The organism is Streptomyces sp. NPDC048001, assembly GCF_043203115.1.
GTDB classification, from domain to species: Bacteria; Actinomycetota; Actinomycetes; order Streptomycetales; family Streptomycetaceae; genus Streptomyces; species Streptomyces sanyensis.
In genome coordinates, this window is sequence record NZ_JBIDBN010000003.1 from 293,083 (window position 1) to 316,381 (window position 23,299).

16 protein-coding genes are annotated in these 23,299 nt (G+C 76.5%); 6 read left to right on the top strand and 10 right to left on the bottom strand.

Translation table 11 applies throughout. The features are described 5' to 3' along the window. Positions 1-100 precede the first annotated feature (100 nt). On the top strand, positions 101-1,228 hold the full coding sequence (locus tag ACGF15_RS07865; RefSeq protein WP_345615580.1) for an aminoglycoside phosphotransferase family protein: 1,128 nt from the start codon (positions 101-103) through the stop codon (positions 1,226-1,228). Between the two features lie 329 nt (positions 1,229-1,557). Further along, positions 1,558-3,756, top strand: coding sequence for a germacradienol/geosmin synthase (locus ACGF15_RS07870; protein ID WP_392797198.1), 2,199 nt, complete (start codon positions 1,558-1,560; stop codon positions 3,754-3,756). A gap of 71 nt (positions 3,757-3,827) precedes the next feature. Here ACGF15_RS07870 and ACGF15_RS07875 read toward each other — a convergent pair whose 3' ends face one another. After that, positions 3,828-4,328 (bottom strand): hypothetical protein, encoded by a 501-nt coding sequence (locus ACGF15_RS07875; protein ID WP_345615582.1) that lies wholly within the window; start codon positions 4,326-4,328, stop codon positions 3,828-3,830. A 234-nt stretch (positions 4,329-4,562) separates the two neighbouring features. Here ACGF15_RS07875 and ACGF15_RS07880 point away from each other — a divergent pair, with 234 nt between their 5' ends. Beyond that, complete coding sequence (locus tag ACGF15_RS07880) at positions 4,563-4,946, top strand: hypothetical protein (RefSeq protein ID WP_345615583.1); 384 nt, start codon at positions 4,563-4,565, stop codon at positions 4,944-4,946. A 160-nt stretch (positions 4,947-5,106) separates the two neighbouring features. Here the strand turns inward: ACGF15_RS07880 and ACGF15_RS07885 are convergent, their stop codons facing one another. Further along, positions 5,107-5,640, bottom strand: a complete 534-nt coding sequence (locus tag ACGF15_RS07885; protein WP_345615584.1) for a VOC family protein — start codon at positions 5,638-5,640, stop codon at positions 5,107-5,109. A 260-nt stretch (positions 5,641-5,900) separates the two neighbouring features. On the opposite strand from ACGF15_RS07885, the gene paaK reads away from it, so the two are divergent. Further along, positions 5,901-7,196, top strand: a complete 1,296-nt coding sequence (gene paaK, locus ACGF15_RS07890) for a phenylacetate--CoA ligase PaaK (RefSeq protein WP_362613032.1) — start codon at positions 5,901-5,903, stop codon at positions 7,194-7,196. A 159-nt stretch (positions 7,197-7,355) separates the two neighbouring features. Then, positions 7,356-7,670: a nuclear transport factor 2 family protein gene (locus ACGF15_RS07895; RefSeq protein WP_345615586.1), complete on the top strand. Its 315-nt coding sequence runs from the start codon at positions 7,356-7,358 to the stop codon at positions 7,668-7,670. A 60-nt stretch (positions 7,671-7,730) separates the two neighbouring features. Here ACGF15_RS07895 and ACGF15_RS07900 read toward each other — a convergent pair whose 3' ends face one another. Further along, complete coding sequence (locus ACGF15_RS07900) at positions 7,731-8,852, bottom strand: ionic transporter y4hA (protein ID WP_345615587.1); 1,122 nt, start codon at positions 8,850-8,852, stop codon at positions 7,731-7,733. A 231-nt stretch (positions 8,853-9,083) separates the two neighbouring features. Between ACGF15_RS07900 and ACGF15_RS07905 the strand changes: the two genes are divergently transcribed. Continuing rightward, positions 9,084-10,922 (top strand): serine hydrolase, encoded by a 1,839-nt coding sequence (locus ACGF15_RS07905; RefSeq protein ID WP_392797202.1) that lies wholly within the window; start codon positions 9,084-9,086, stop codon positions 10,920-10,922. Between the two features lie 115 nt (positions 10,923-11,037). On the opposite strand, the gene ACGF15_RS07910 is transcribed toward ACGF15_RS07905, so the two are convergent. The 7 genes from ACGF15_RS07910 to ACGF15_RS07940 all read right to left on the bottom strand — a co-directional run bounded on the left by ACGF15_RS07910 (position 11,038) and on the right by ACGF15_RS07940 (position 23,298). After that, entirely contained in the window at positions 11,038-12,585 is a 1,548-nt protein-coding gene (locus ACGF15_RS07910) for a phytoene desaturase family protein (protein WP_392797204.1), read from the bottom strand. A gap of 160 nt (positions 12,586-12,745) precedes the next feature. Continuing rightward, complete coding sequence (locus ACGF15_RS07915; RefSeq protein WP_392797206.1) at positions 12,746-15,037, bottom strand: tetratricopeptide repeat protein; 2,292 nt, start codon at positions 15,035-15,037, stop codon at positions 12,746-12,748. 474 nt (positions 15,038-15,511) lie between these two features. Then, entirely contained in the window at positions 15,512-18,964 is a 3,453-nt protein-coding gene (locus ACGF15_RS07920; protein ID WP_392797208.1) for a phosphodiester glycosidase family protein, read from the bottom strand. A 472-nt stretch (positions 18,965-19,436) separates the two neighbouring features. After that, positions 19,437-20,063, bottom strand: a complete 627-nt coding sequence (locus tag ACGF15_RS07925) for an LAETG motif-containing sortase-dependent surface protein (protein WP_392797210.1) — start codon at positions 20,061-20,063, stop codon at positions 19,437-19,439. 230 nt (positions 20,064-20,293) lie between these two features. After that, positions 20,294-20,785, bottom strand: a complete 492-nt coding sequence (locus tag ACGF15_RS07930; protein WP_345615647.1) for a DUF6328 family protein — start codon at positions 20,783-20,785, stop codon at positions 20,294-20,296. Between the two features lie 226 nt (positions 20,786-21,011). Beyond that, complete coding sequence (locus ACGF15_RS07935; protein WP_392797212.1) at positions 21,012-22,874, bottom strand: transketolase; 1,863 nt, start codon at positions 22,872-22,874, stop codon at positions 21,012-21,014. A gap of 199 nt (positions 22,875-23,073) precedes the next feature. Continuing rightward, complete coding sequence (locus ACGF15_RS07940; protein ID WP_256523717.1) at positions 23,074-23,298, bottom strand: DUF6458 family protein; 225 nt, start codon at positions 23,296-23,298, stop codon at positions 23,074-23,076. Position 23,299: the final 1 nt, after the last annotated feature.

The following is a 23,299-nucleotide window of genomic DNA, read 5'->3' on the forward strand; positions in this document are numbered from 1 at the left end:
CGCCCCGTCCGCCGGGGCACATTCCCCAGGGTGCTGTCTCTGGCATATGGGGCGGGGCGCGCACGCTACCTGCCGGCGCACGAAGGGATCTGTATCGCCCATGTACACAGCATCGTCCTCCGTGACCGCCCCGCCCCGGATCCGTCAGCGCACCGGCGCCCCGGTCGGCTCCGCCCCCTTCCTCGACCGCTCCCAGGCCGGACGGCCGCGCAGGCCCGAGGCCGCGGCGGCGGGCCGGTCCCTCAGCGGGCGGCTGGACCTCTCCGGCCCGCAGGGGGCGCAGCTGCGCAAGGCCGTCGCCTCCGTCCACCGCATCTGCCCGGAGTTCCAGCCGGTGCAGGTCCTGCGCCGCAGCGGGCGCTCGGTCCTGATCGTGGGCACGACCGGGCGGACGACCGCGGTCGCCAAGTGCTTACTGGACGACTCGCCGGCCTGGGCCGAGCGGCTGAGGCACGAAATAGCGTCATACCGGGCGTTCGTGCGGCACCGGCCTCCGGTCCGGGCGCCGCGTCTGATCGCCGCGGACCCGGAGAACTGCACCCTCGTCGTGGAGCGGATGCCCGGGCGCCCCGCCGCGCTCACCCGCCACCCGGTCGAGGCACCGCCGCGCGCCGACGTGCGCGCCGCACTGGGAGCGATCGTCCGGCTCAACTCCTGGCGGCCGCCCGCCGGGATGTTCGACGCGCCCCTCGACTACGGCTCGCGGATCGCGCGGTACCACGAGCTCGGTCTGTTCACCGACCGTGACCTCGGTGACCTGCAGAAGCTCCTCCACGGCCTGGCCCAGGCCGGAGGACGCCAGGGCATGGGGCAGTTCTGCCACGGGGACGCGCTGCTCTCCAACATGCTGCTCGCCCCGACCGGGCCGGTGCTGGTGGACTGGGAGCACGCCGGCTGGTACCTGCCCGGCTACGACCTGGCGACGCTGTGGGCGATCCTGGGCGACGCGCCGATGGCACGGCGCACGATCAGCCAGCTGGCGCACCGTCAGGGCCCGGCCGCCCGGGACGCCTTCCTGGTGAACCTGATGCTGGTGCTCACCCGGGAGATCCGGACGTACGAGACGGCCGTGCAGCGGACCATCCGCGAGGCCCCGCCGGTGACGACGGGCCGTCCGGCCGCGGCCGGGCCGACCTCGGGCGAGGAGCAGCGGCTGCTGCTGCGCCGGCTGCACGACGACTGCGCCCTGGCCCGCCAGGCCGTGCGGGCGGCGGTGGGCACCCGCTGACACGCCGGCGAAGCGCCGTGCTCCCGGTGCCGGCACACCGGGGGCGCGGCGCTTCGCCGTGCCCGGACGGACCGGGCCGGACGGCGGCGGGCCCCCGCCCCCGGACGGACCGGGTCCCGCCGCCGGCCGGAAGGTTCGACGCCTCCCCCCACCGGGTGACGCCAGACGGCTCCGTGGGGCCGGGCACGGCCCCTGCCCGGCCCCGTGGACCGCCGTTCATATGACTATGAGTCCTGATGCGTGCGCCGTCAGGGGGACGGGTAGGGCTCGGCCGACCACCAGGGCCCGCGCCGTCGTGCGCGGCCGTCGTCGAAAGGCGCTCAACTCCCATGGCACAGCCCTTCGTCCTGCCGGACTTCTACGTCCCCCATCCGGCACGCCTGAATCCGCACCTCGAGGAGGCCCGGCGGCACACGACCGGCTGGGCCCGGCGGACGGGCATGCTGGAGGGCTCGGGCATCTGGGAGGAGAGCGACCTCCAGGCGCACGACTACGCGCTGCTGTGCGCGTACACCCACCCGGACTGCGACGCGGAGGCCCTCAGTCTCGTCACCGACTGGTACGTGTGGGTCTTCTTCTTCGACGACCACTTCCTGGAGGTGTTCAAGCGCAGCCAGGACCGGGCGGGCGGCAAGGCGTACCTGGACCGGCTGCCGGCCTTCATGCCGCTGGACGACGGCGCCGGTGTGCCGGAGCCGCGGAACCCGGTGGAGGCGGGGCTGAAGGACCTCTGGGCACGGACGGTGCCGAGCATGTCCGCCGCGTGGCGAGCCCGGTTCGCGGAGGCGACGGAGCACCTCCTCAACGAGTCGATGTGGGAGCTGTCCAACATCAACGAGGGCCGGATCGCCAATCCGGTGGAGTACGTGGAGATGCGGCGGAAGGTCGGCGGCGCGCCCTGGTCGGCGGGGCTGGTGGAGTACGCGGCGCGGGCCGAGGTCCCGGCCTCGGTCGCCGCCTCGCGCCCGCTGCGGGTCCTGCGCGACACCTTCTCCGACGGGGTGCACCTGCGCAACGACCTGTTCTCCTACCAGCGGGAGGTGGAGGACGAGGGGGAGAACAGCAACGGCGTCCTGGTCCTGGAGACCTTCCTGGGCTGCACCACGCAGGAGGCGGCCGAGGCCGTGAACGACCTGCTGACCTCGCGTGTGCAGCAGTTCGAGACCACGGCGCTGACGGAGGTGCCCGCCCTCTGCGCGGAGCGGGGCCTGTCCCCCGCCGAGTGCGCGGCGGTCGCGGCCTACGCCAAGGGCCTCCAGGACTGGCAGTCCGGCGGCCACGAGTGGCACCTGCGCTCCGGCCGCTATATGAACGAGGGCCTCGACACCGGCCCGGCGCCGCTGCCCGGAGTGCTCGGCACCTCCGCCCTGGACATCCGCAACCTCCTCGGCCGGCCCGCCGCGGCGCGGCTGCGCTCCCACACCCACCGCCCGCGGCCGGTGGGCCCCTCGCCGCTGCCGGAGTTCCGGCTGCCGTTCCCGCTGTCGCTCAGCCCGCACCTGGAGCGGGCGCGGGCGGCCTCGGTCGCCTGGGCCGGGCGCATGGGGCTGCTCGCGGACATCTGGGACGAGAACAAGCTCAGGGGCTTCGACTTCGCGCTGTGCTCGGCCGGGCTCGACCCGGACGCGATGCCGGAGGAGCTGGAGCTGAGCGCCGAGTGGCTGACGTGGGGCACCTACGGCGACGACTACTACCCGGTCGTCTACGGCAGGAGCCGCGACCTGCCGGGGGCCAAGGCCGCCACCGAGCGGATGAAGCAGTGCATGACGCTGGAGGACCCGGAGGCGGGCGCGGCGCTGGCCGTGTCGCCGATGGAGCGCAGCCTGGCGGACCTGTGGGCACGGACCGCCGGGCCGATGGCGCCCCCGGCCAGGTCCGCCTTCCGCCGTGCGGTCGCGGTGATGCTCGACAGCTGGCTGTGGGAGCTGCACAACCAGGCCCTCCACCGCGTCCCCGACCCGGTGGACTACATCGAGATGCGCCGCTGCACCTTCGGCTCCGAGCTGACGATGTTCCTCGCGAGGCTGCGCCACGAGGGGGAGCTTCCGGCGCGGCTGTTCGCGAGCGGGCCGATGCAGAGCCTCGAACACGCGGCCATGGACTACGCCTGCCTGCTGAACGACCTGTTCTCCTACCGGAAGGAGATCGAGTACGAGGGCGAGATCCACAACGCGGTCCTCGTGGTGGGGACCTTCTTCGACTGCGACCACCCGACGGCCGCCGCGATGACGGCGGATCTGATGGACGCCCGTCTGCGCGAGTTCCTCCATGTGAAGGAGCACGAACTGCCCGTGCTGTGCGAGGACTTCGGCCTGGACGGTGACGCCCGGGCGGCGCTCGGCGCCTATGTGGGGGAGCTGGAGGACTGGCTGGCGGGCATCCTGAACTGGCACCGCAGGGCGCGCCGCTACCGCGAGGAGGACCTCGGGGTCGGAGCCGCCCCCTGGCGGCCGGGCGGGCCGACGGGGCTGGGCACCTCGGCGGTCCGGGCCCTGCTGCCCGAGCGGGGCGCGGGGGCGCGGGTGTAGCCGTGCGGACGGCGCCCGGGCGTCCCCGGGCGCCGTCACCCGAACCCGGGCGCCGTCACCCGAAAGGGGTCTCAGCCCTGCTGGAACAGCTCGGCCGGCAGCGGCTTCAGCAGCGCGTAGAGGTCGTCGGTGATCGGCCGGTCCCAGCTGGCGATGGTGACCAGCACCCCGTCGCTGCGGTCGAACTGCACGCAGGAGATACGGCTTTCGGAGAGCTTGATCCGCCGGACGATGAGCAGGTTGTCGCCCTGCATCACGGGCGTGTCCTCGACACCGGTCACCTGGACGGGCTCGTCGTTCTCCAGGGCGATCATCAGCTGGGCGACCTCGAAGGGGACCTCGCCCTCCCCCACCTCGCGCGCGGGCGAGCCCTCGGGAAGGTTGCCGATGATCATCGCGGGGCCGCGGCCGCCGAAGAGGTCGTAGCGCAGGAACACGCCCTGGCAGCTGCCGTCCGGGGCGGGGAGCAGACCGGCGCCCAGGTTGCCGGGCCAGTCGCCCGGGTCCATGGCCAGGACATCGAAGTCCGGGCCCGCGGGTGTGGCGGCGCTGCGGCGGCGGAGAAACGACATAACCGCCATGGTACGTGCACGGACCGGCCCGGCCGAGCCGGGGCGCCCCGCGCCGCGGGCTCCGTCGCCCCCGTGGGACGGGGGTCCCGGGGCCACCGCGGGAGGAGATGAACGCCGGCGGGCCGGCGGCCGTATCCCTGGACGCATCCGTGCCGTGTACGGACAGGTGTCCCCGGACCCGCCGGCCGGGGACGTGCCGTGCCGGGACGCCGTACCGACAGGTGAGGAACAGCCATGGACGACAGCGCCATCCCCGCGTTGCAGGCACTTCCCGACGGCGAGGCCGAGCTCCGCCTCACGGTCCGCCTGGGGTGGGAGGACCTGGCCGCCCTGGGACAGGAGGCCGGGCGGCTCTCCGCCCGGATGCAGCGGCCGGTGACCCTGGACGAGGCCGTGGCGCACCGGCTGCGGGGACGGGCCGCGGCCGGGCCGAAGACGGCCGGGGCCGCGGCGTCCGCCCCGGCCGTCACCGCGGAGCGGGGCCAGCAGCTGCCCCAGGCCCCGTCGCCGGTGTCCTCGCTCACGGCGCGCTCGCCCGGGGAGCACGCCCGCCAGGCCATCGAGAAGATCAGCACCACGGGGTCCGCGGGCCAGGACGCCCGCCCGACCTCCGCCTGACCGGCCGCCGGTGGACGGGGCGGGCCGGACGCCCGCCGTGCGGCCGTTCGGCCCGCGCCCGCGACCGCCTCTCGGGCGGGCGCGGGCGACCCTCCGCCCTCCGCTGCCGGGTCCGCGGCCGCGCGGCCCGACGGCGCCCGCGCTCCGCCCCCGGGGCGGCTCAGTCCTCGCCCAGGGCGCCGAGGATCTGCTCGCCGTCGAAGATCCCGAGGCGCTCGCGGTACAGCTCCAGGGGAACCCCGTTGGGGTCGCGGAGGTACAGGCTGTCCTCCACGCCCCGGTCCGGACCGGCGTAGTCGACCCCGGCGCGGTCGAGCGCCGCGCGGGCGGCGGCGAAGTGCTGCGCGTCCACCGAGAGGGCCAGGTGCTGCACCCCTCCGACCGTCTCGTGCGCCTCGGGGTGCTCGTGGCCGGGGAAGTCGAAGAAGCCGAGCAGGTTGCCGTGCCCGAGGTCGAAGAAGAAGTGGGTGGAGCCCCGGTAGTCGCGGTTCTCCACGATCTCGACCAGGGGGAAGCCCAGGAACTCCTGGTAGAAGCGGATGGTCTCCTCCACGTCGCGGCAGATGAAGGCGGCGTGGTGGATGCCGCGCGCGGTCGTGGCCGGACGCTCGGCGGGCGCGTGGAGGTAGCGCCGCCTCAGCTCCTCGCGCCGGGCGCGGACGGCATCGAGGGCGGCTCCCTGGGGCTGCGGCATGGCGGGCTCCTTCGGCGTACGGCGGGCGGTCCCGGTCGGCCGCCGGGCGTTCGGGAGGCCCGCACAGCCATCTGATTGAGTCGTCAACTTTCCTGGGCATTCTTCCCCAGGCCGGAGCGCCGCGCCCGCACTTCCGGGAGGCCCGCGCGCCGCGGGCCGGGGCCGGGCGGCCCCCTTGACGGACTCGCGGCCGGGCTGGGTTACTGGCCCGGGAGGACGACCGAATGATCGGTCGTCCGTTTCGGGACGGGAGCCGGCGGATGGCGGACCTGCTGGACGCGGGGGAGCGACTCGGACGCGAGGAACTGGCCGCCCTCCAGAGAGAGCGGCTGCGGACCACCCTGCGCCATGCGTACGAGAACGTCGCCTTCTACCGGAAGTCCTTCGACGACGCGGGGGTGCGCCCCGAGGACCTCCGCACACTGGAGGACCTCGCGCGCTTCCCGTTCACCACGAAGGCCGACCTCAGGGACAACTACCCGTTCGGGATGTTCGCCGTCGACCGCTCGGAGGTACGGCGCATCCACGCCTCCAGCGGGACGACGGGGCTCCCCACCGTGGTCGGCTACACCGAGCGCGACCTGGACACCTGGGCCGACGTGGTGGCCCGCGCCCTGCGCGCGGCGGGCGTCCGGCCCGGGCACACCGTCCATGTGGCCTACGGGTACGGGCTGTTCACCGGCGGGCTGGGCGCCCACTACGGAGCGGAGCGGCTCGGCTGCACGGTGGTCCCCGCCTCGGGCGGCATGACGGCGCGCCAGGTCCGGCTGATCCTCGACTTCCGCCCCGAGGCCATCATGGTCACCCCCTCCTACATGCTGACCCTGCTGGACGAGTTCGAACGGCAGGGGGTGGACCCGCGCAGCACCTCCCTGAAGGTGGGCGTCTTCGGCGCCGAGCCCTGGACGGAGGCCATGCGGCGGGAGATCGAGGACCGCTTCGCGCTGGACGCGGTGGACATCTACGGGCTGTCGGAGGTCATGGGCCCGGGCGTGGCCCAGGAGTGCGTGGAGACCAAGGACGGTCTCCACGTGTTCGAAGACCATTTCCTGCCCGAGATCGTGGACCCGGTCACCGGTGCCGTGCTGCCCGACGGCGAGCGGGGCGAGCTGGTCTTCACCTCGCTCACCAAGGAGGCGATGCCCGTGGTGCGCTACCGCACCCGCGACCTCTCCCGGCTGCTCCCGGGCACCGCGCGGGCCTTCCGGCGGATGGAGAAGGTGACCGGGCGCAGCGACGACATGGTGATCCTGCGCGGGGTGAACCTGTTCCCCACGCAGATCGAGGAGCTGGTCCTGCGCACGCCGTACGTGGCACCGCACTTCGAGCTGCGGCTCACCCGCGAGGGCCGGATGGACGCGCTGACGGTGCGGACCGAGGCGCGGGCCGGGACCACGGCCGACCAGCGCCAGGAGGCCGGCCGCGTGCTGGCGGACGCGGTCAAGGACGGGATCGGGCTCACGGTCGCGGTGGAGGTCGCCGCCCCCCACACCCTCGAACGCTCGGCCGGCAAGATCCGGCGCATCGTGGATCTGCGCGACGCGCCGGGGTCCTGAACACAAGGAGGCGGCGGCGGCCTGCCGATACTGGGGGCAGGTGGCCGCGGCGCGCGCTGCGTCGGCGGGGCCGGTCCGCGCCGCAGGCGGGCGGGCGGCGCCGTGCGCGGCCCGCAGCCGGCCGGGCGCGTCCGCCCGGCCCCGCCGAAGGAGGACCACGTGCCCGAGCAGCCGACCCACCCCGCGGTGGCCGCGTTCGTCGACGCGCTCAACGCCGGTGACCGCACCGCGTTCCGCGCCGCCCTGACGGACGACGCCACGATGGCGGACGACGGGACCGAGCGCGATCTGGAGGCCTGGACGGAGAAGGAGGTGTTCTCCTCCGACGGCCGTCTGGACGTGGAGAGCGTCTCCCCCGACGGGCTGTCGCTCACGGCGCGGTACACCAACTCCACCTGGGGCAGCATGCGCACCTCGTGGCGGTTCGCCGTGTCCGAGGGGAGGATCAGCCGCTTCGAGACCGGCCAGGCCTGACGCGCCCGGCCCGGCACGTCCGGCGGGCACCCCGCCCGGCGGCCACCCCGCCGGGCGGGCTCAGGGGCTGATGGCCAGGAAGACGAAGGCCGCCAGGATCGAGAGATGGACGCCCCCCTGGAGCAGGGTGGCCCGGCCGGGGACGACCGTCAGGGCGCCGGTGACCACCGTCAGCGCCAGCAGGACCATATGGGTGGCCGTCAGGCCGAGCACGAGGGGGCCGTCCAGCCAGACGGTCGCGACGGCGATGACGGGGATCGTCAGGCCGATACTGGCCATGGCGGACCCGAGCGCCAGGTTGAGGCTCTGCTGGACCCGTCCCCGCCGGGCGGCGCGGACGGCGGCCAGCGCCTCCGGGAGCAGCACCAGCAGCGCGATCACGATGCCGACCACGGCCTGGGGCAGGCCGGCGGAGGCCACGGCGGACTCGATCGTCGGCGACACGGCCTTGGCGTCGCCGACGACGGCCACCAGCGACACCACCAGCAGGGCCAGGCTGGCGGCGGCCGCCGAGCGCGAGGGGACGCCGGCGTGGCCCTCCTCCGCCTCCGCGCGGTCGGCGGCCTGCTGGCCCTCGCCGGCGACCGGAAGGAAGTGCTCGCGGTGGCGTACGGTCTGCATGGCGACGAAGAGGGCGTAGAGGGCCAGCGAGGAGACCGCGGCGAAGGCGAGCTGCCCGGTGGAGAACTCGGGCCCCGGCCTGCTGGTGGTGAAGGTCGGCAGCACCAGGCTGAGGGTGGCGAGGGTGGCGACCGTGGCGAGCGCGGCGCCGGAGCCCTCCGCGTTGAACACCGCGAGGCGCCTGCGCAGCGCGGCCGCGAGCAGGGACAGGCCGACGATCCCGTTGCAGGTGATCATGACCGCCGCGAAGACGGTGTCGCGGGCCAGCGTGGCACCCTTCGGGCCGCCGTCGACCATCAGGGTGACGATGAGCGCGACCTCGATGACGGTGACGGCGACGGCGAGCACCAGCGAGCCGAACGGCTCGCCGACGCGGTGCGCGACGACCTCGGCGTGGTGCACGGCCGCGAGCACCGCCCCGGCGAGGAACACCGCGACCACCGCGACGGCGGCACCGGGCAGGGTCCGGCCCCAGCTGAGCACGAGGGCGACCACCGCGAGCACCGGGACCCAGTCGGACCACCGGCGCACCGCCACCGTCCTGATCTTCGTCACGCCCATGCAGGCCAGGCTGCCAGCGCAGGGCCTCCGGCGCGCGCCGTGACCTCCTGCCGGGCCGTCCGGCCGCGGTGCCGCGCCGCCGCCTGCGCGGCGTGCGGCCGGGTGCCGGGCCGGGGCTCCGGTCCCCGACAGGGCGCCCGGCTCCCGGCGGGTGGTTGACAGTCCCGCCCGCCGGAAGGACAGTGCCACGTGTCGCGGCCCCCCGAGAGACTCCTTCCGGAAGGATTCCGTATGACCGCCGGCACACCGGACGCAGGGAGCAGCGCGATCGGCAGACGAGGAGTGGGGAGGGGGGCCCTCGCCCTGGGCGGCGCCCTGGCGCTCGCCTGCGCACCCTTCGCGGGAACGGCGGCAGGCGGCCCGGCGGGCGGTTCCGCCTCCGGTGCGTCCGGCCCGCCGCCCGCCTCCGGTGCCGCGCGCAGGCCGGTCCTGCGCCACGGGACACCCGGGCGGGCGGGACTGCTCGCGCCGCACCTCGCGCGGTTGGCCGAGGACGCCGAGCGGTTCCTGGGCCCCTCCCCCGACCATCCCTGGTACGCGGGGGCCGTCCTGCTCGCGGGCCGCGGCGGGACGGTGGCCCTGCACCGGGCCCTCGGCACGGCGGTGCGCTACGCGTCCTACGACGAGGTGACCGACACCGGTGTGGAGCTGCCGCCCGCGGAGCGGATCCCGATGCGCGAGGACACGGTCTTCGACCTGGCCTCGCTCACCAAGCTGTTCACCTCGGTCCTGGCCGTGCAGCAGATCGAGAGGGGTGCGCTGGGCCTGGAGGAGCGGGTCGCGCGGCGGCTGCCGGAGTTCGGGCGGTCCGGCAAGGAGGCCGTCACGGTGCGGCAGCTGCTCACGCACACCTCGGGGCTGCGGTCCTGGATCCCCTTCTACCGGGAGCCGACGCGGGAGGCCCGCCTCGAACTGCTGTGGCGGGAGGTCCCGGTCGGCGCGCCCGGGTCCCGCTACCTCTACTCCGATCTGAACCTCATCACGCTCCAGCTGCTGCTGGAGGAGGTCACCGGCCGCGGTCTCGAAGCACTGCTCCACGACGAGATCACCGCTCCGCTCGGGATGCACCGCACCCGGTTCAACCCGCCGGCCGCATGGCGGCCGCTGATCGCCGCGACGGAGGACGCCCGGCCGCCCTGGTCCGGTCTGGAGCGCGGCATGGTGTGGGGCGAGGTGCACGACGAGAACGCCTACGCCTTCGGCGGGGTGGCGGGCCACGCGGGGGTCTTCTCCACCGCCTGGGACCTCGCCGTGCTGGCCCGCACCCTGCTCAACGGCGGTGCCTACGGCCGCAGCCGGATCCTCGCCGACGCCTCGGTAGAGCTGATGTTCACGGACTTCAACACCGGCTTCCCCGGGGACGGGCACGGGCTGGGCTTCGAGCTCCACCAGCACTGGTACATGGGGGCGATGGCCACCCCGCGGACCGCGGGGCACACGGGCTTCACCGGCACGAGCATGGTGCTCGACGCGAGCACCGACTCCTTCCTGATCCTCCTCGGCAACTCCGTCCACCCGGTGCGCCGCTGGCGCTCGGGCAGCGCCCCGAGGGTCGCGGCGGCGGACGGCATGGCCCGGGCGGTCCCGGTACGCCCCGCCCGGGGCCGCACCGCGTACTTCGCGGGGATGGCGAGCGGCACGACGGCCACCCTCACCCTGCCCGCGCTCGGCCCGGGGGCGCGCACCCTGCGCTGCGCGCTGTGGTGGGACACCGAACCCGGCGCGGACGAGTGCTTCCTGGAGGCCTCCGCGGACGGCGGGGGCACCTGGGGCCCGGTCCCCTTCACCGCGGAGGCGCCGGACGGGGAGTGCCGCCCGTACCCCGGAGGCGCCGTCGGCGGGTGGTCGGGCCGCCGCTGGCACCGCCTGACGGCGGACCTGTCCGGGTGGGGCCGGGCACCGCTGGTGCTGCGCTGGCGCTGCACCACCGACGGGCGGTACGTGGGGCGGGGGGTGTACGTGGACGGCATCCGGGTGGACGGCGAGCGGGGGCGGCGCCTCTTCGACGCATCGCGCCCCCGGGACGCGGCGAGGATCGCCGCGGACGGCTGGACGGCGTCGCCGGACTGACGCCGCCTCGGATCCGCCGCCGGGTCGCAGCTCCCGTCCGGCGGCCGCCGGCGGGGGACGCCCCCCCCTCACCGGCCCGCCCGACCTCCCCTCGGCGCCGGTCCGCGGGGGCGGGTCAGCGGCCGAGGACCGCCATCGCCGCGTTGTGCCCCGGGACGCCGCTGACCCCGCCGCCCCGGACCGCGCCCGCCCCGCACAGCAGGATGTTGGGGTGCGCCGTCTCCACGCCCCACCGGCCGGCGTCCGCCTCGTCGGCCGCGTACGGCCAGGACAGGTCCCGGTGGAAGATGTGGCCGCCCGGCAGCCGCAGTTCGCGTTCGAGTTCCTGGGGGGTGCGGACCTCGATGCACGGCGCGCCGTCGGCGTCGCGGGCCAGGCAGTCGGCGAGCGGTTCGGCGAGGTGGCCGTCGAGTTCGGCGAGCGTGGCGGCCAGCAGGCGGTCCCGTACGGTGTCGTGGTCCTCGGCGAAGAGCCGGGCCGGGGTGTGCAGTCCGAACAGGGTCAGGGTGTGGTGGCCCTCGGCGGCGAGCCGGGGCCCCAGGATGGTCGGATCGGTCAGGGAGTGGCAGTAGATCTCCGACGGGGGCGCGGTGGGCGGCGTCCCCGAGGCCGCCTCGCGGTAGGCGGTGGCCAGTTGCCCGTACCCCTCGGAGACATGGAAGGTGCCGGCGAAGGCGTCCGTGCTCGCCACGGCGGTGTCGCGCAGCCGGGGCAGGCGCCTGAGCAGCATGTTGACCTTCAGCTGGGCCCCCTCGGGCCGCTGCCCGGGCGGAAGCGGCTCCTCGCCCAGCAGTCCGGCCAGTTCCTGGGGGGAGGCGCCCACCAGGACGTGCCGGGCCCCGACGCGGCCCTCGGCCTGCCCGGTGCGGAAGGCGACCTCGGCCCGGGTGCCGTCCGTGGCGATGCCCGTGGCCTCGTGCCCGGTGGCGAGCTCCGCACCGGCCGCCCGGGCGGCCCGGGCCAGGGCGTCGGTCAGGGCGCCCATCCCGCCCACGGGAACGTCCCAGTCCCCGGTTCCGCCGCCGATCACGTGGTAGAGGAAGCAGCGGTTCTGGCGCAGCAGGGGGTCGTGGGCGTCGGCGAAGGTGCCGATCAGGGCGTCCGTGAGGACCACCCCGCGCACCAGGTCGTGGCGGAAGCGCCGCTCGATCTCCACGCCGATCGGGTTCTCGAACAGGGCCGCCCACGCGGCGTCGTCGCCGATGCGGGCGCGCAGTGCCTTCGCGGTCGGCAGCGGCCGGGTGAGGGTGGGGAACACGGCCTCGGCGACCCTGCGGGTCATGCCGTGGAAGTCGCGCCAGGCGGTGTACTCGCGTGCGCCGCCGGTGAGGCGGGCGAAGGAGTCCGCGGTGCCGGGGCCGCCGACCAGGAGGCCTCCGCCGCCGTGGGGCGTGTAGGAGGAGACGGTCCGCTTGCGCACGGCGAAGGACAGCCCCAGGTCGCGGACGATGTGGGCGGGCAGCAGGGAGACCAGGTACGAGTAGCGGGAGAGCCGGGCGTCGACCCCGGCGAACGGGCGGGTCGAGACGGCGGCTCCGCCGGTGGTGCCGCGTCGTTCGAGCAGCAGGACCGAGCGTCCCGCGCGGGCGAGGTAGGCGGCGGCGACGAGGCCGTTGTGGCCGCCGCCGACGATGACGGCGTCGTACGAGGCGAGTGCGGGCATGGGCCGGACCCTAGCGGCTCGCGGCGGGCCCGGCGACGGTGCCGGGCGGCGCCGCTGTCCGGAATCCGGCGGCCCCGGACGGACCGGGCGCACCGGGCGCACCGCGAGCCGGGCACGGCGCCGGGGCGGAGTCAGCGCACCGCGCGCGGGGCGGGCGGAGTCAGCGGGCCGCGGGGCCGGAAGGCGCTCCGCGCAGGGCGGCCACCGTCCGGTAGACCTCGGCGGCCTCCGCGTGCCGTCCGAGCTGTTCGAGGCAGTGGGCCTCGTCGTTGCGGCTGGCGAGGGTGTCGGGGTGCCCGGCGCCCAGGACCCGCTCCCGGTCACCGGACACCTCCCGGTAGACGGCGTGCGCCTCGTGCCAGCGGCCCAGCCAGCCCAGGCCCACGGCCACCTCGCGGCGGCTGATCAGCGTGTCCGGGTGGTCGGGGCCCAGGACCCGCTCGCGCAGCGCGCACACCTCGCGCGCCTCGGCCAGGGCCTCCTCCCAGCGTGCGAGGCGGCCGAGGTTCACCCCGAGCGTGTGCCGGGCCCGCAGGGTCTCGGGGTGGGCCGCCCCGTCGACCCGGGTGCGGTCGGCGACGAGGACCCGGTAGGCGTCGAGCGCCTCGGCGCTGCGCCCGAGCCGCCCGAGGCTGATCCCGGCCTCGTAGCGGGCGGCGAGGGTGTCGGGGTGGTCCGGGCCGAGCACCCGGGCGCGGGCGGCGGCGACCTCGCGGTAGGTGCCCAGCGCCTCGTCCCAGCGGCCGAGGCGGCCGAGCGCGTGGGCGACCTCGTACCGGGTGACCAGGGTGTCGGGGTGTGTCGCGCCCAGGACGCGGGTGCGGGCCGCGGCGACCTCGTCGGCGGCCAGGTGGGACTCCTCGAGACGGCCCAGGCGGCCCAGGCTGAAGGCCAGGTTGTGGCGGCAGCGCAGGGTGTCGGGGTGCTCGGTGCCGAGCGTCCGCTCCCGGGCCGCGAGCACCCGGGCGTACAGCCGGTGGGCCTCCGGGTGGCGGCCCAGCTGGCCGAGGACGTAGGCGGTCTCCTGCCGGGCGGCCAGGGTGTCGGGGTGGTCCGGACCGAGCCTGCGCTCGCGCGCGGCGGCGACCTCGGTGTGGAGGGCCAGCGCCTCGGCGGCGCGCCCGCTGCGGCCGAGGCCGACGGCCGCCTCGAAGCGGCTGGCCAGGGTGTCGGGGTGCCCGGCGCCCAGCAGGGCGGCGCGCTCGGCCGCCACGGAGAGGTGCGCCCGTGCGGCCTCCTCCCAGCGCCCCTGGCGGCCGAGCCGCAGGGCGGCCGCGTGGCGGTCGGCCGTGGCGGCCGGGCTCCCGGGGGCCGGGAGGGCCGGGCCGTCGGGGGTGGCGGGCCCCGGCTGGTCGGGGACGCGCCCGAGGGCGGGCGGGCGGGTCCAGACCGCGGTGAGGGGCGAGGTGCGCCCAGACCCGGTCGCGCCGGGTCGGGGTCCGGCCTTCGGCCCGGGGCGCATGCGGCGCGCCCAGACCGGCAGCGCCGGGAGCGCGGCGGGGGCCTGGAGGCGCGACGGCGCGGTGGCGGCCCCGGTGGGGTGGGGTCGCTGGAGCACGGTGGTGCCGCCGAGCGGGTGGGGGTGCGGGTGGGCCGCCGGCCCGCCTGCGGCGAGGCGCAGGCTGCGCAGCAGTTCGCCCGCGTCGGCGGGCCGGTCCTCGGGGGCCTTGGCCAGCAGCGACAGCACGGCCCGTTCCAGAAACTCGGGGATCTCGGACCGGACCTCGCGCAGGGGGGCGGGAGCGGTGTCGCGGTGGCCGACGAGGACGGCCCAGGTGTCGTCGTGGTCGAACGGGGGCGCCCCGGTGGCCAGCTCGTACAGGACGCAGCCGAGGGAGTACAGGTCGCTGCGGTGGTCGACGGCACCGGCGCCGATCTGCTCCGGCGACATGTAGTGGGGGGTGCCCATGGCGATGCCGGTACCGGTGACACGGGAGCTGAAGCCGATGTCCGCACCGAGGCGCGCGATGCCGAAGTCGCAGATCTTCACGGCGCCGCCGGTGAGCCGCATGATGTTGGCGGGCTTCAGGTCCCGGTGGACGATGCCCTGGTCGTGGGTGTAGGCGAGGGCGTCGGCGACCTGGTCGGCGATGTCGACGACGTCGGTGACGGGCAGCGGCGCCTGCCGGCCCGCCTCCAGCAGCTGGCTGAGGTTGCGGCCGTCGAGGAGCTCCATCACGAGGTAGAGCACCCCGTCGTCGTCCCCGAAGTCGTGGACGACGGTGACCCCGCGGTGCTGGAGGGCGGCGGCGACGCGGGCCTCCCGGCGGAAGCGCTCCTTGAGCGCGTCGGCGAGGGGGCGGCCGGGCTGCGTGCCCAGCGGCTTGAGGCACTTGACGGCGACACGACGGCCCAGGGACTCATCCTGTGCACGCCACACCTCGCCCATGCCGCCGCGCCCGATGCGTTCGAGCAGCCGGTACCGGCCATGGATCAGCCTGGTCTCCGCCATCTCGTGAAGTCGCCCCCGTCGTCGTCGCTCGCCCTCCCCTGGCCGTCCAGTATGGCGGCCTGTCCTCGCAGTCTGTACGGGGCGGGGCCGCAGGTGGAGGGGTGGCGCGCCATCGCATTCGGAATGTGACGTCCAGCGCGCCGGCCGGGACGGGAGGGACCCGGCCCGGGCCGCCGCCTCCCGGCGTCCTCACGGTGCCCCGCCCCGGGGACGCGGCGGGGTCGCGGGGCTCCCTGCGCACGGGGCGCCCTGACGGTGGACCGGCTCGCCCCGGCCCCGCTGCACGGGAGCGGCGTCCGCCGTGGACGCGCCGTGCGCCCCCGGGGCCGCACGCGGCCCGTCGCGCCGGGCCGGACCGGGAGCCGGGCCGGACCGGGAGCCGGGCCGGACCGGGAGCCGGGCCGGACCGGGAGCCGGGCCGGACCGGGAGCCGGGCCGGACCGGGAGCCGGGCGGGGCCGGGGGCCGGGGGCCGTCATGCGGCGTCCCGGGCGGCCGGGGCGGCGCGCTCCACGGCGACGTCCGCGGCGGCGGTGGTGCCGCCCGCGGTGACGGCGAGGCGGACGGTGCCCGGGCGCAGGGCCGTGAGCAGCCCGGTGGCCGGGTCGTAGGCGGCCGTGTGGCGCGGCCGGGCGCCCTCGGGACTCCCGATGTGCAGGCGGGGCGATCCGGTCCAGTCGGCGCCGACGGGCCAGTCGACCGGGACCCTGCGGCCCGCCTGGACGATCTCCGCGCGGACCGGTGCGGCCTCGCCCGGGCGCAGCACGGCGGGGGCGGCCAGTTCCAGGGCGTCGGTGTGGGGGCGGGTCTGCACGGAGATCCAGTCCGGCCCGGGGCCCCACGGGGCGCGCCGCACCGCGGCCTGCTCGTCCCGGTCGACCCGGTCGACGCCCACCAGCGACCAGCCGGTGAACCCGCCCGCTCCCGCGGGGCCGGCCGGGCTCTTGGCGGAGTTGCCGTTCACCAGGTAGGGGACCCCGTCGACACGGGAGGCGTGGAAGACCCCGGCGTGGGCGCCCACCAGGGCGGCGCCCTTGCCGGTGGTGCGCCGGAAGGCGGAGAGCCAGTCCTCGACCATGGCGGCCTCCTTGCGGTCGGTCAGCCGGCTGGCCTGCTGGGGAGCGGGGTCCCTCGGGGGGACGTGCTGGACGACGACGACGGAGGAGACGTCCGGGTCCCCGGCGGCCGCGTCGAGCCCGTCGCGGAAGCTGCGGACCTGTTCCAGTCCTCCCCCTCGCAGGGTGAGGGAGGAGGTGTCCAGGGTGATGAAGCGGGTGCCCCGGTGGTCGAACACCCGGTGCGCGGGGCCGAACTCGGCGGTGAACGCCTCGATGCTGCCGCCCATGACCTCGTGGTTGCCGGGGACGTACGTCCAGGGGAGGGCGTCGCCGAGTTCCTCGGTGAGCACCCGGCGGGCGAGGGCCAGGTCCGCGGGGCCGCCCTCGTCGACGAGGTCTCCGGCGACGAGGAGGAGGTCGGGGCCCGCGGCCCTGATCTCGCGCAGCGTGCGCCGCGCCTGGCGTACCAGGGGTCCGTCGGGGTCCCGGGCGACGAACTGGGCGTCCGACATCACGGCGAAGCGCCAGTCGCGTGCGGCGGTGGCCGCCGGCCCGGCGACGAGCGGGTCGGTGACACGGGGCGGGTCGGGCAGCTCGACGGGCGGCGGCACCAGGGCGTCGAGGCCGTCGACGGCGACGCTGCCGGTGTACTGCCTGGCGGCGGAGGTCTCGGCCAGGTAGAAGCGGTGGACGGTGAGCGGGGCGGCCGCCGCGGCGGGCACGTCGAAGGACACCCGCCGCCAGCCGTTCCAGGTGATGTGCGGCCCGCGCAGCAGGTGGTCCGCTCCGGTGGCGTCCCTGAGGTGGAGGGTGGGCCAGGCGCCGTGGCCGTCGCCGCGGATCCACAGGCCGAGCCACCGGGGGTGTCCGGGCAGCGGCAGGGGGGAGGGGGGCGAGGCGTAGGCGGCACGGGTGGCGGTCGACCGGGTGAAGTCGTAGGCGAGTTCCAGGCCGGTGCCCTGGTGCCCGTGGGGCGTGGCGGTGACCGAACCGGTGGCGCGCGCCTGGCTGAACGTCCAGTCGGCGGCGTCGTCGAAGGTGCTGACCGGCCGTTCGGTGAGGCCGACGGTGACGCCGACGACGGCGGTGCGGCCGCCGGCGCGGGCGGTGACGGTGCCGGAGGTTCCGGTGCCCGCGCGGGCGGTGACGGTGAACGAGCCCTGCCCGTCGGGGCGCACGTCGAACAGGGCCCGGTCGTATTCCAGGTGGACGTCGGCCGGTTCCACGGGGGCGCTGCTGCCCTGGGCGTCGTGGCCGACGAGGCCGAAGGCGCCCGAGGCGGAGGCGCCGGCGAGGCCGAGGCGCCGGACGGTGGGGGTGATCCGGGCGAGCGGCCCGAGGACGGCCAGGCGGAGGCTGCCCCGGGCGGGGCCCAGCTCGGCGCGGACCTCGGTGGCGCCGGTGCGCAGGGCGTGGAAGACGCCGTCCGCGTCGACGCGTCCGATCCGGGTGTCGCCGGTGCGCCAGCGCGGCGTTCCCTCCGCGGGGCCGTAGGTCTCGTCGTACCCGGCGGCGGTGAGCGCACGGGTCAGTCCGGGGAACACCCGCTCCGGGTGGCCGCCGCGGACCGGGCCGGAGGCCGGGGCGGTGTCCGCGGGGGTCGCGGTGGCCACCCGGAAGCCGTGCAGGCGGCCGCTGCCGTCAGGGGCGGTGAGGGCCAGGCCGTTGGGGACGGGCCGCTCGACTCCGTCGGAGGGGCTGTTCTCGACGTGCAGCGCGTCGCTGCCGGGCAGCCGTGCCAGGAGCGTGGAGGAGCCGCCGCCGTCGAGGTTGAGCGCGTTGCGGGCGCCCGCCGCGCGCATCATCCGGCCGAGTCCGGTGAGGGTGACGCCGCCGCTGTCGGCCTGTCTGCCGTCGACGGTGAGGACGTGCATCCGGCGGCCGTCCGCGGAGAAGCCGACGGCGGTGCGCGGCGCGGGGGTGTTGTTGCCCGCGCCGTCGTGGTTCTGCGCGACGCCGTCGACGACCAGCAGTTCCCGTCCGCCGACGGCGGTGCGGGGCAGCGGCCCCTTGCCGGTGCGCGGCCGGAAGGCCACCGCGACCGGGTCGCCGGGGCGCAGTGCCCCGAGGACGGCGGCGCCGGCCTCGCGCCCGGTCAGGACGGTGGTCCCGGCGGGGACCGGGCCGCTGCCCGTGCCCTCGTGGACGGAGACGACCCTGCCGCCGCGGACGACGGCCTCGCGGGCCGGGGCGCCGTCGACGGTGAGTGCCCGGTCCGCGGTGCCCCAGGCCGGGGTGTAGGCGCCGATTCCTCCGGGGGGCACGTCGGCCGCGTTGTAGGCGCCCAGGGGGTGGGTGGATCCGTCGGGCAGGGTCAGTGTGCCCTCGAAGTACAGCTCCAGGACCCTTCCGGCGCCGCCGGGCCCGAAGCCGACCGCGCGGTGTGCGCCGGCGGCCGGTGAGTGCGTGGCCCGGCCGTCGCGGATGCCCGGTCCGAGCGGCGCGCCCGTCCCCGTGATGTCGAAGAAGTCCCCGTTGAGCGCGGCCACGGTGCGCCGCCCGGGGCCGGGGTCGTGGCGGGCGGCGAGTTCGCCGAGGGTGCCGCGGTCGGCGACCAGGCCGGAGGAGAGGTAGTCGGCCCGCACGGTGCCCGCGCCGAGGTCGACGGTGAGTTCGTCGACCCGCAGCCAGGCGGTGGCCTCGTAGCGGTCGTAGGAGGTGAGGCGGATCCCGGGGGCGACGGGGCGGACCGTGCGCGCGGTCTGCACCCCGCCGGGTTCCGCGACCGCTTCCGGGACGCCGCCGCCCGGGGCGGGGGGCGGGGCGAGGGGGCGGGCGGCGGCGGGCGGGGGCTGGGGCGGGTGGGGGGTGAGGGCCGAGGCGGGGGTGGCGGCCCCCGAGGCCAGGGCGGACAGGACCACGAGCGGCACGAGGCTGCGCCTCGCTCTGCCAGAGCCCACAACGTCTCCCGTGGATAGGCCGGTTGAGGACGTGGATAGCGCTGTCGGGACAGCATCCCGGCACGGCGGCGGGCGCGCCAGGGGCGGGCGGCGCCGGTGGGGGCGGTCGCCGCCGTCGGCGTGCCGGCGCTCTGGCATCCTGGCGGGCCCGGGCGCCGGGAGCGGGGCCCCACGCCGGGCACGGGCGGCGGTTCCGCCCGACGACGCAGCGGCGGGGTCCGGGCGCCCGGGACGCGGGTGCGGGGCGCGGGGCAGGTGCGGGACGCGGGGCGGCGGGAGCGGGGCGCGCGGTGGCACCGGGCCGCGGCCGGGCCGTGCCCCTGGCGGAGGGGAGCCGGCGGGCCGTGTCCGCGGCAGAGGGAAGCGGCCGGGCCGTGACGGCCCGGCCGCTCGTCCCGCTCGCCTCTCCGCCGCGGCGGGAGGGGGCGGGGAGGTGCTGTGGTCAGCTCTGGGTGCTGCGGCGCCTGCGGGAGGCCCACATGATGCCGGCACCGGCGGCGACGACCACGGCGGCGGCGCCCGCGATCAGCGGGGTGGAGCCGGAGGAGCCGGTCTCGGCCAGGCCGGGCTCCGAGGGGCTCGGCGCCGGGGTGGGGGCCTCGGTGCCCGGCGTCGCGCTGGGCGCCGGGCTGGACTCGCTCGGCGTCGGCGTCGGCGTCGGGGAGCTCTCGCTCGGAGTCGGCGTGGGCTCGCTCGGGCTGGGGGTGGGCTCCTCGCAGACCGGTGCGGTCTTGGTCTCGTCGCGCGAGAACTGCTCGCCGTCCTGGGCCACGACGACGAGGCGGACCGCCACCTCCTTGTCGTGCTCGGGCAGTTCGAGCACGCGCTCGAAGTCGTTGGCGAAGGTCTCGGTCGGCAGCAGGTCCTTGCCGTCCACCGTGACCGTCACCGTGTTCTCGGTGTGGTTGCCGTAGTTGGTCAGCTTGATGTCCACCTGCTCGCAGGTGACCGACCACGTCGGGGTGTGGGCCGCGGCGGGCACGGCCGTCAGGCCGACGCCGAGGGCCCCGGCCGCGGCCGCGGCGACGAGGGCCGCCGAGCGCCGCAACGCCCTGTTCTTCTCTCTCACTTGGTTCCTCCACGAAGACACGCCACCACTGCTGGCGGTCCGCGCACCCTACCGCCGTACGGGTGAGATGAAGCATCGGCCCCAAACATTCCCGGGGGGACGACGGCTGATTTCACGTCATGCGCGAAAGGGCCCGCGCGGGGGCGCCCCGCACCCCCGCTGCGCCTCCCGGCGGGCGGCCCCGGGCGGGGCGGTCCGGCTCCTCGGCCGCCCGGTCGCCGTTCCGGGGCTCAGCCGTCCCGGTCGCCGCGCTCCCGTGCCCGCAGCCACAGCGGCAGCACGAACCAGCACAGGACGAACCAGGCGACCATGGCCCCGACCAGCCACATCGCATCGGCGTCGGCCACGGCGACGCGCAGGATCAGCAGCAGTGCGCACGCCATGGTGCACAGCAGCAGCAGGAGCGCGACGACGGTCAGCCGGGAGGCCCAGTCCACCGTCTGCGGCTTCAGACGGCGGCCCGTCACCGTGCGGTGGAGGGCGACGGGGGCGACCAGGGCGCCCGTGGTGGCCGCTCCGAGCAGCACGGTGACGGTGTAGATGGCCCGGTCCGTACCGGAGAGTTCGGAGAAGCGTGGCTGAAAGGCCACGGTGAGCAGGAAGCCGAAGAGGATCTGCACGCCCGTCTGGGCGACGCGCAGCTCCTGCAGGAGGTCGATCCAGCGGCGGTCCGCCCGCTCCTCCTCGGTCTCGTGGCGGCCGCGCGGTCCGACCGGGTGCAGACCGCGCTCCGCTTCGGCCTCCCGGCCGGGCCAGGCGCCCTCGTGCGCGGGGCCCGTGCGGGCCGGGTCGCCGCCCCGTCCGGGCCGCTCCGGGCGGGCGCCCTCCGGGGAGCCGCCGTCCTGTGTCACCGCGCCACCTCCCGCGCCTGGTCCCCCGGCGGGCCGTCCCGCGGGGCGGCGCCGGGCCCGGGCGATGGTGCCGCCCGGGCCGCGGTCGCGGCGCCGGTCATGGACTCACCATCGCCTCCGCGACGAGCAGCCGCACGGCGGCGGCGATCGACTCGGCGTCGATCCCCACGGCGTGCAGCTGCTCGGCCCCGGTCGCCGAGGCCGGGACGCCGCGCACCCCGAGGCGCACCAGCCGGGGGGCGGGCCTGCCGTCGGAGAAGGCCTCGGCCACGGCGTCGCCGAGGCCGCCCTGCGGCCGGTGGTCCTCGGCGGTGAGCAGGCAGCCGGTGTCGTCGGCCGCCTGCTGGAGGGTGCGGGCGTCGACGGGTTTCACCGAGTAGGCGTCGACGACGCGCACGGCGATGCCCTCGCGGTCCAGCAGGCGCGCGGCTCCGAGCGCCTCGTGGACGGTCACGCCGGCGGCCACGATGCAGGCGCGGTCGCGATCGGAGGAGCGCAGCACGCGGGATCCGCCGATCGGGAACGCGTCCTCGGGTCCGTAGAGGACGGGGGTGGCCGAGCGGGTGGTGCGCAGGTAGGCGACGCCCGGTGCGTCGGCCATGGCGGCGACCAGCCGTGCGGTCTGGGGCGCGTCGCAGGGGTAGAGGACGGTGCTGCCGGGGACGGCCCGCATCATGGCCAGGTCCTCCAGGCCCATCTGGGAGGGGCCGTCCTCGCCGATGGAGACGCCCGCGTGCGATCCGACCAACCGGATCGGCGCATGGCTGACGGCGGCCATCCGGATGACGTCGTGGGCGCGGGTGAGGAAGGCGGCGAAGGTGGCGGCGAAGGGGTTCCAGCCGCGGGAGGCCATGCCGACGGCGGCGGCGACGAGCTGCTGCTCGGCGATGTGGAACTGGAAGGCGCGCCCGGGGTGCTCCCTGCCGAAGAACTCGGTGCGGGTGGAGTCGCCGACGTCGGCGTCGAGGGCGACGACGTCGCCGCGTACGGTTCCGAGCGCGGCCAGGGCCCGGCCGTAGGCATCGCGGGTGGCCGTCTGTCCGCCCCGGTCGAAGACGGGGGGCCGGTGCCCTTGCGCGGGCGGGCGGCGGCGGATCCGCACCTCGGGCGGGGGTGCGACGTCGACGCGCAGCTCGCTGCGTCCGCCGAGTTCGGCCACCGCCGCCTCCGCGTCGGGCAGGGGCCTGCCGTGCCGGCCCTCCCGGTCCTGGACCTCCGCCACGCCGTGTCCCTTGTCGGTCCCGGCGATGACGGCCGTGGGGCGTCCGGCGGTGGCGTCGGCGGCGGCGAGTGCGGCGTCCACGGCGGCGGTGTCGTGGCCGTCGACGCGCAGGGTGTGCCAGCCGAAGGCCTCCAGGCGGCGGGCGTAGGCACCCAGGTCCCTGCCGAGGCGGGTGGGTCCGCGCTGGCCGAGGCGGTTGACGTCGATCAGCAGGACGAGGTTGTCCAGCCGCTCCTGCCCCGCGTGCTCCACCGCCTCCCAGACCGAGCCTTCGGCCATCTCCCCGTCGCCGGAGAGGACCCAGACCCGGTAGGGGATCTGGTCCAGCGCCTTGCCCGCCAGGGCCATGCCGACGCCGATGGGCAGGCCCTGGCCCAGGGACCCGGTGGCCACGTCCACCCACGGCAGGCGGGGCGTGGGGTGGCCCTCCAGTCTGCTGTCGCGGGTGCGGAAGGTGAGCAGTTCGGCGTCGTCGACGGCGCCCGCGGCCTTGTACATGGCGTAGAGCAGCGGGGAGGCGTGCCCCTTGGAGAGGATCAGCCGGTCGTTGCCGGGGTGGTCCGGCCGGTCGAAGTCGTACCGCAGGTGGCGGGCGAGGAGCACCGCGGCGATGTCGGCGGCGGACATGGCCGAGGTGGGGTGCCCGGAGCCGGCGGCGTCCGCGGCGCGTACCGCGTCGACCCGCAGCTGCTGTCCGAGCCGGGCCAGGTGTGCGTCGTCGGGCGCTGCTGCTCGCATGTCTGCGCTCCTCGGTTCCTGTCGCGCGGCGGGCGGGCGCCGGGGACGGCCGCGCCGGTCGCAGCGCGGGCGGGGGGCGCGGGCCCCGGGGCGGTGTCCGGGTGCCCGTGGGCCGGGGCCTCAAACGCCCCGGCCCCCTTCGTGTCGTCCGGCCCCGTCCCCGTCCCCGGGCCGCCGGGCCCGGGGACGGGGCCCGGCGTCAGCGGGGGTGCCGGTCGGGGTGCTCCTCGACCACGGCGCCCTGCTGCGGCATCAGCACCCGCCGCCGCTTGGCGATGCTGGTGAAGGTCGCCACGCCGATCAGGCCCACGGCCATCAGGATGATCCCGACGACGTCGAGGTTGACCCCGTCGACCTGCCAGTCCGTGCCGAACGTGAGTATGGCTCCCGCGGCGATCAGGATGATGCATCCGCCGATCCCCATC

What these genes read in the sequence shown, in the direction of transcription:
- ACGF15_RS07865 (WP_345615580.1), top strand. Translation starts at nt 101, where the DNA reads ATGTACACAGCATCGTCCTCCGTGACCGCCCCGCCCCGGATCCGTCAG.
- ACGF15_RS07870 (WP_392797198.1), top strand. Translation starts at nt 1,558, where the DNA reads ATGGCACAGCCCTTCGTCCTGCCGGACTTCTACGTCCCCCATCCGGCA.
- ACGF15_RS07875 (WP_345615582.1), bottom strand. Translation starts at nt 4,328, where the DNA reads ATGTCGTTTCTCCGCCGCCGCAGCGCCGCCACACCCGCGGGCCCGGAC.
- ACGF15_RS07880 (WP_345615583.1), top strand. Translation starts at nt 4,563, where the DNA reads ATGGACGACAGCGCCATCCCCGCGTTGCAGGCACTTCCCGACGGCGAG.
- ACGF15_RS07885 (WP_345615584.1), bottom strand. Translation starts at nt 5,640, where the DNA reads ATGCCGCAGCCCCAGGGAGCCGCCCTCGATGCCGTCCGCGCCCGGCGC.
- paaK (WP_362613032.1), top strand. Translation starts at nt 5,901, where the DNA reads ATGGCGGACCTGCTGGACGCGGGGGAGCGACTCGGACGCGAGGAACTG.
- ACGF15_RS07900 (WP_345615587.1), bottom strand. Translation starts at nt 8,852, where the DNA reads ATGGGCGTGACGAAGATCAGGACGGTGGCGGTGCGCCGGTGGTCCGAC.
- ACGF15_RS07905 (WP_392797202.1), top strand. Translation starts at nt 9,084, where the DNA reads ATGACCGCCGGCACACCGGACGCAGGGAGCAGCGCGATCGGCAGACGA.
- ACGF15_RS07910 (WP_392797204.1), bottom strand. Translation starts at nt 12,585, where the DNA reads ATGCCCGCACTCGCCTCGTACGACGCCGTCATCGTCGGCGGCGGCCAC.
- ACGF15_RS07915 (WP_392797206.1), bottom strand. Translation starts at nt 15,037, where the DNA reads ATGGCGGAGACCAGGCTGATCCATGGCCGGTACCGGCTGCTCGAACGC.
- ACGF15_RS07935 (WP_392797212.1), bottom strand. Translation starts at nt 22,874, where the DNA reads ATGCGAGCAGCAGCGCCCGACGACGCACACCTGGCCCGGCTCGGACAG.
- ACGF15_RS07940 (WP_256523717.1), bottom strand. Translation starts at nt 23,298, where the DNA reads ATGGGGATCGGCGGATGCATCATCCTGATCGCCGCGGGAGCCATACTC.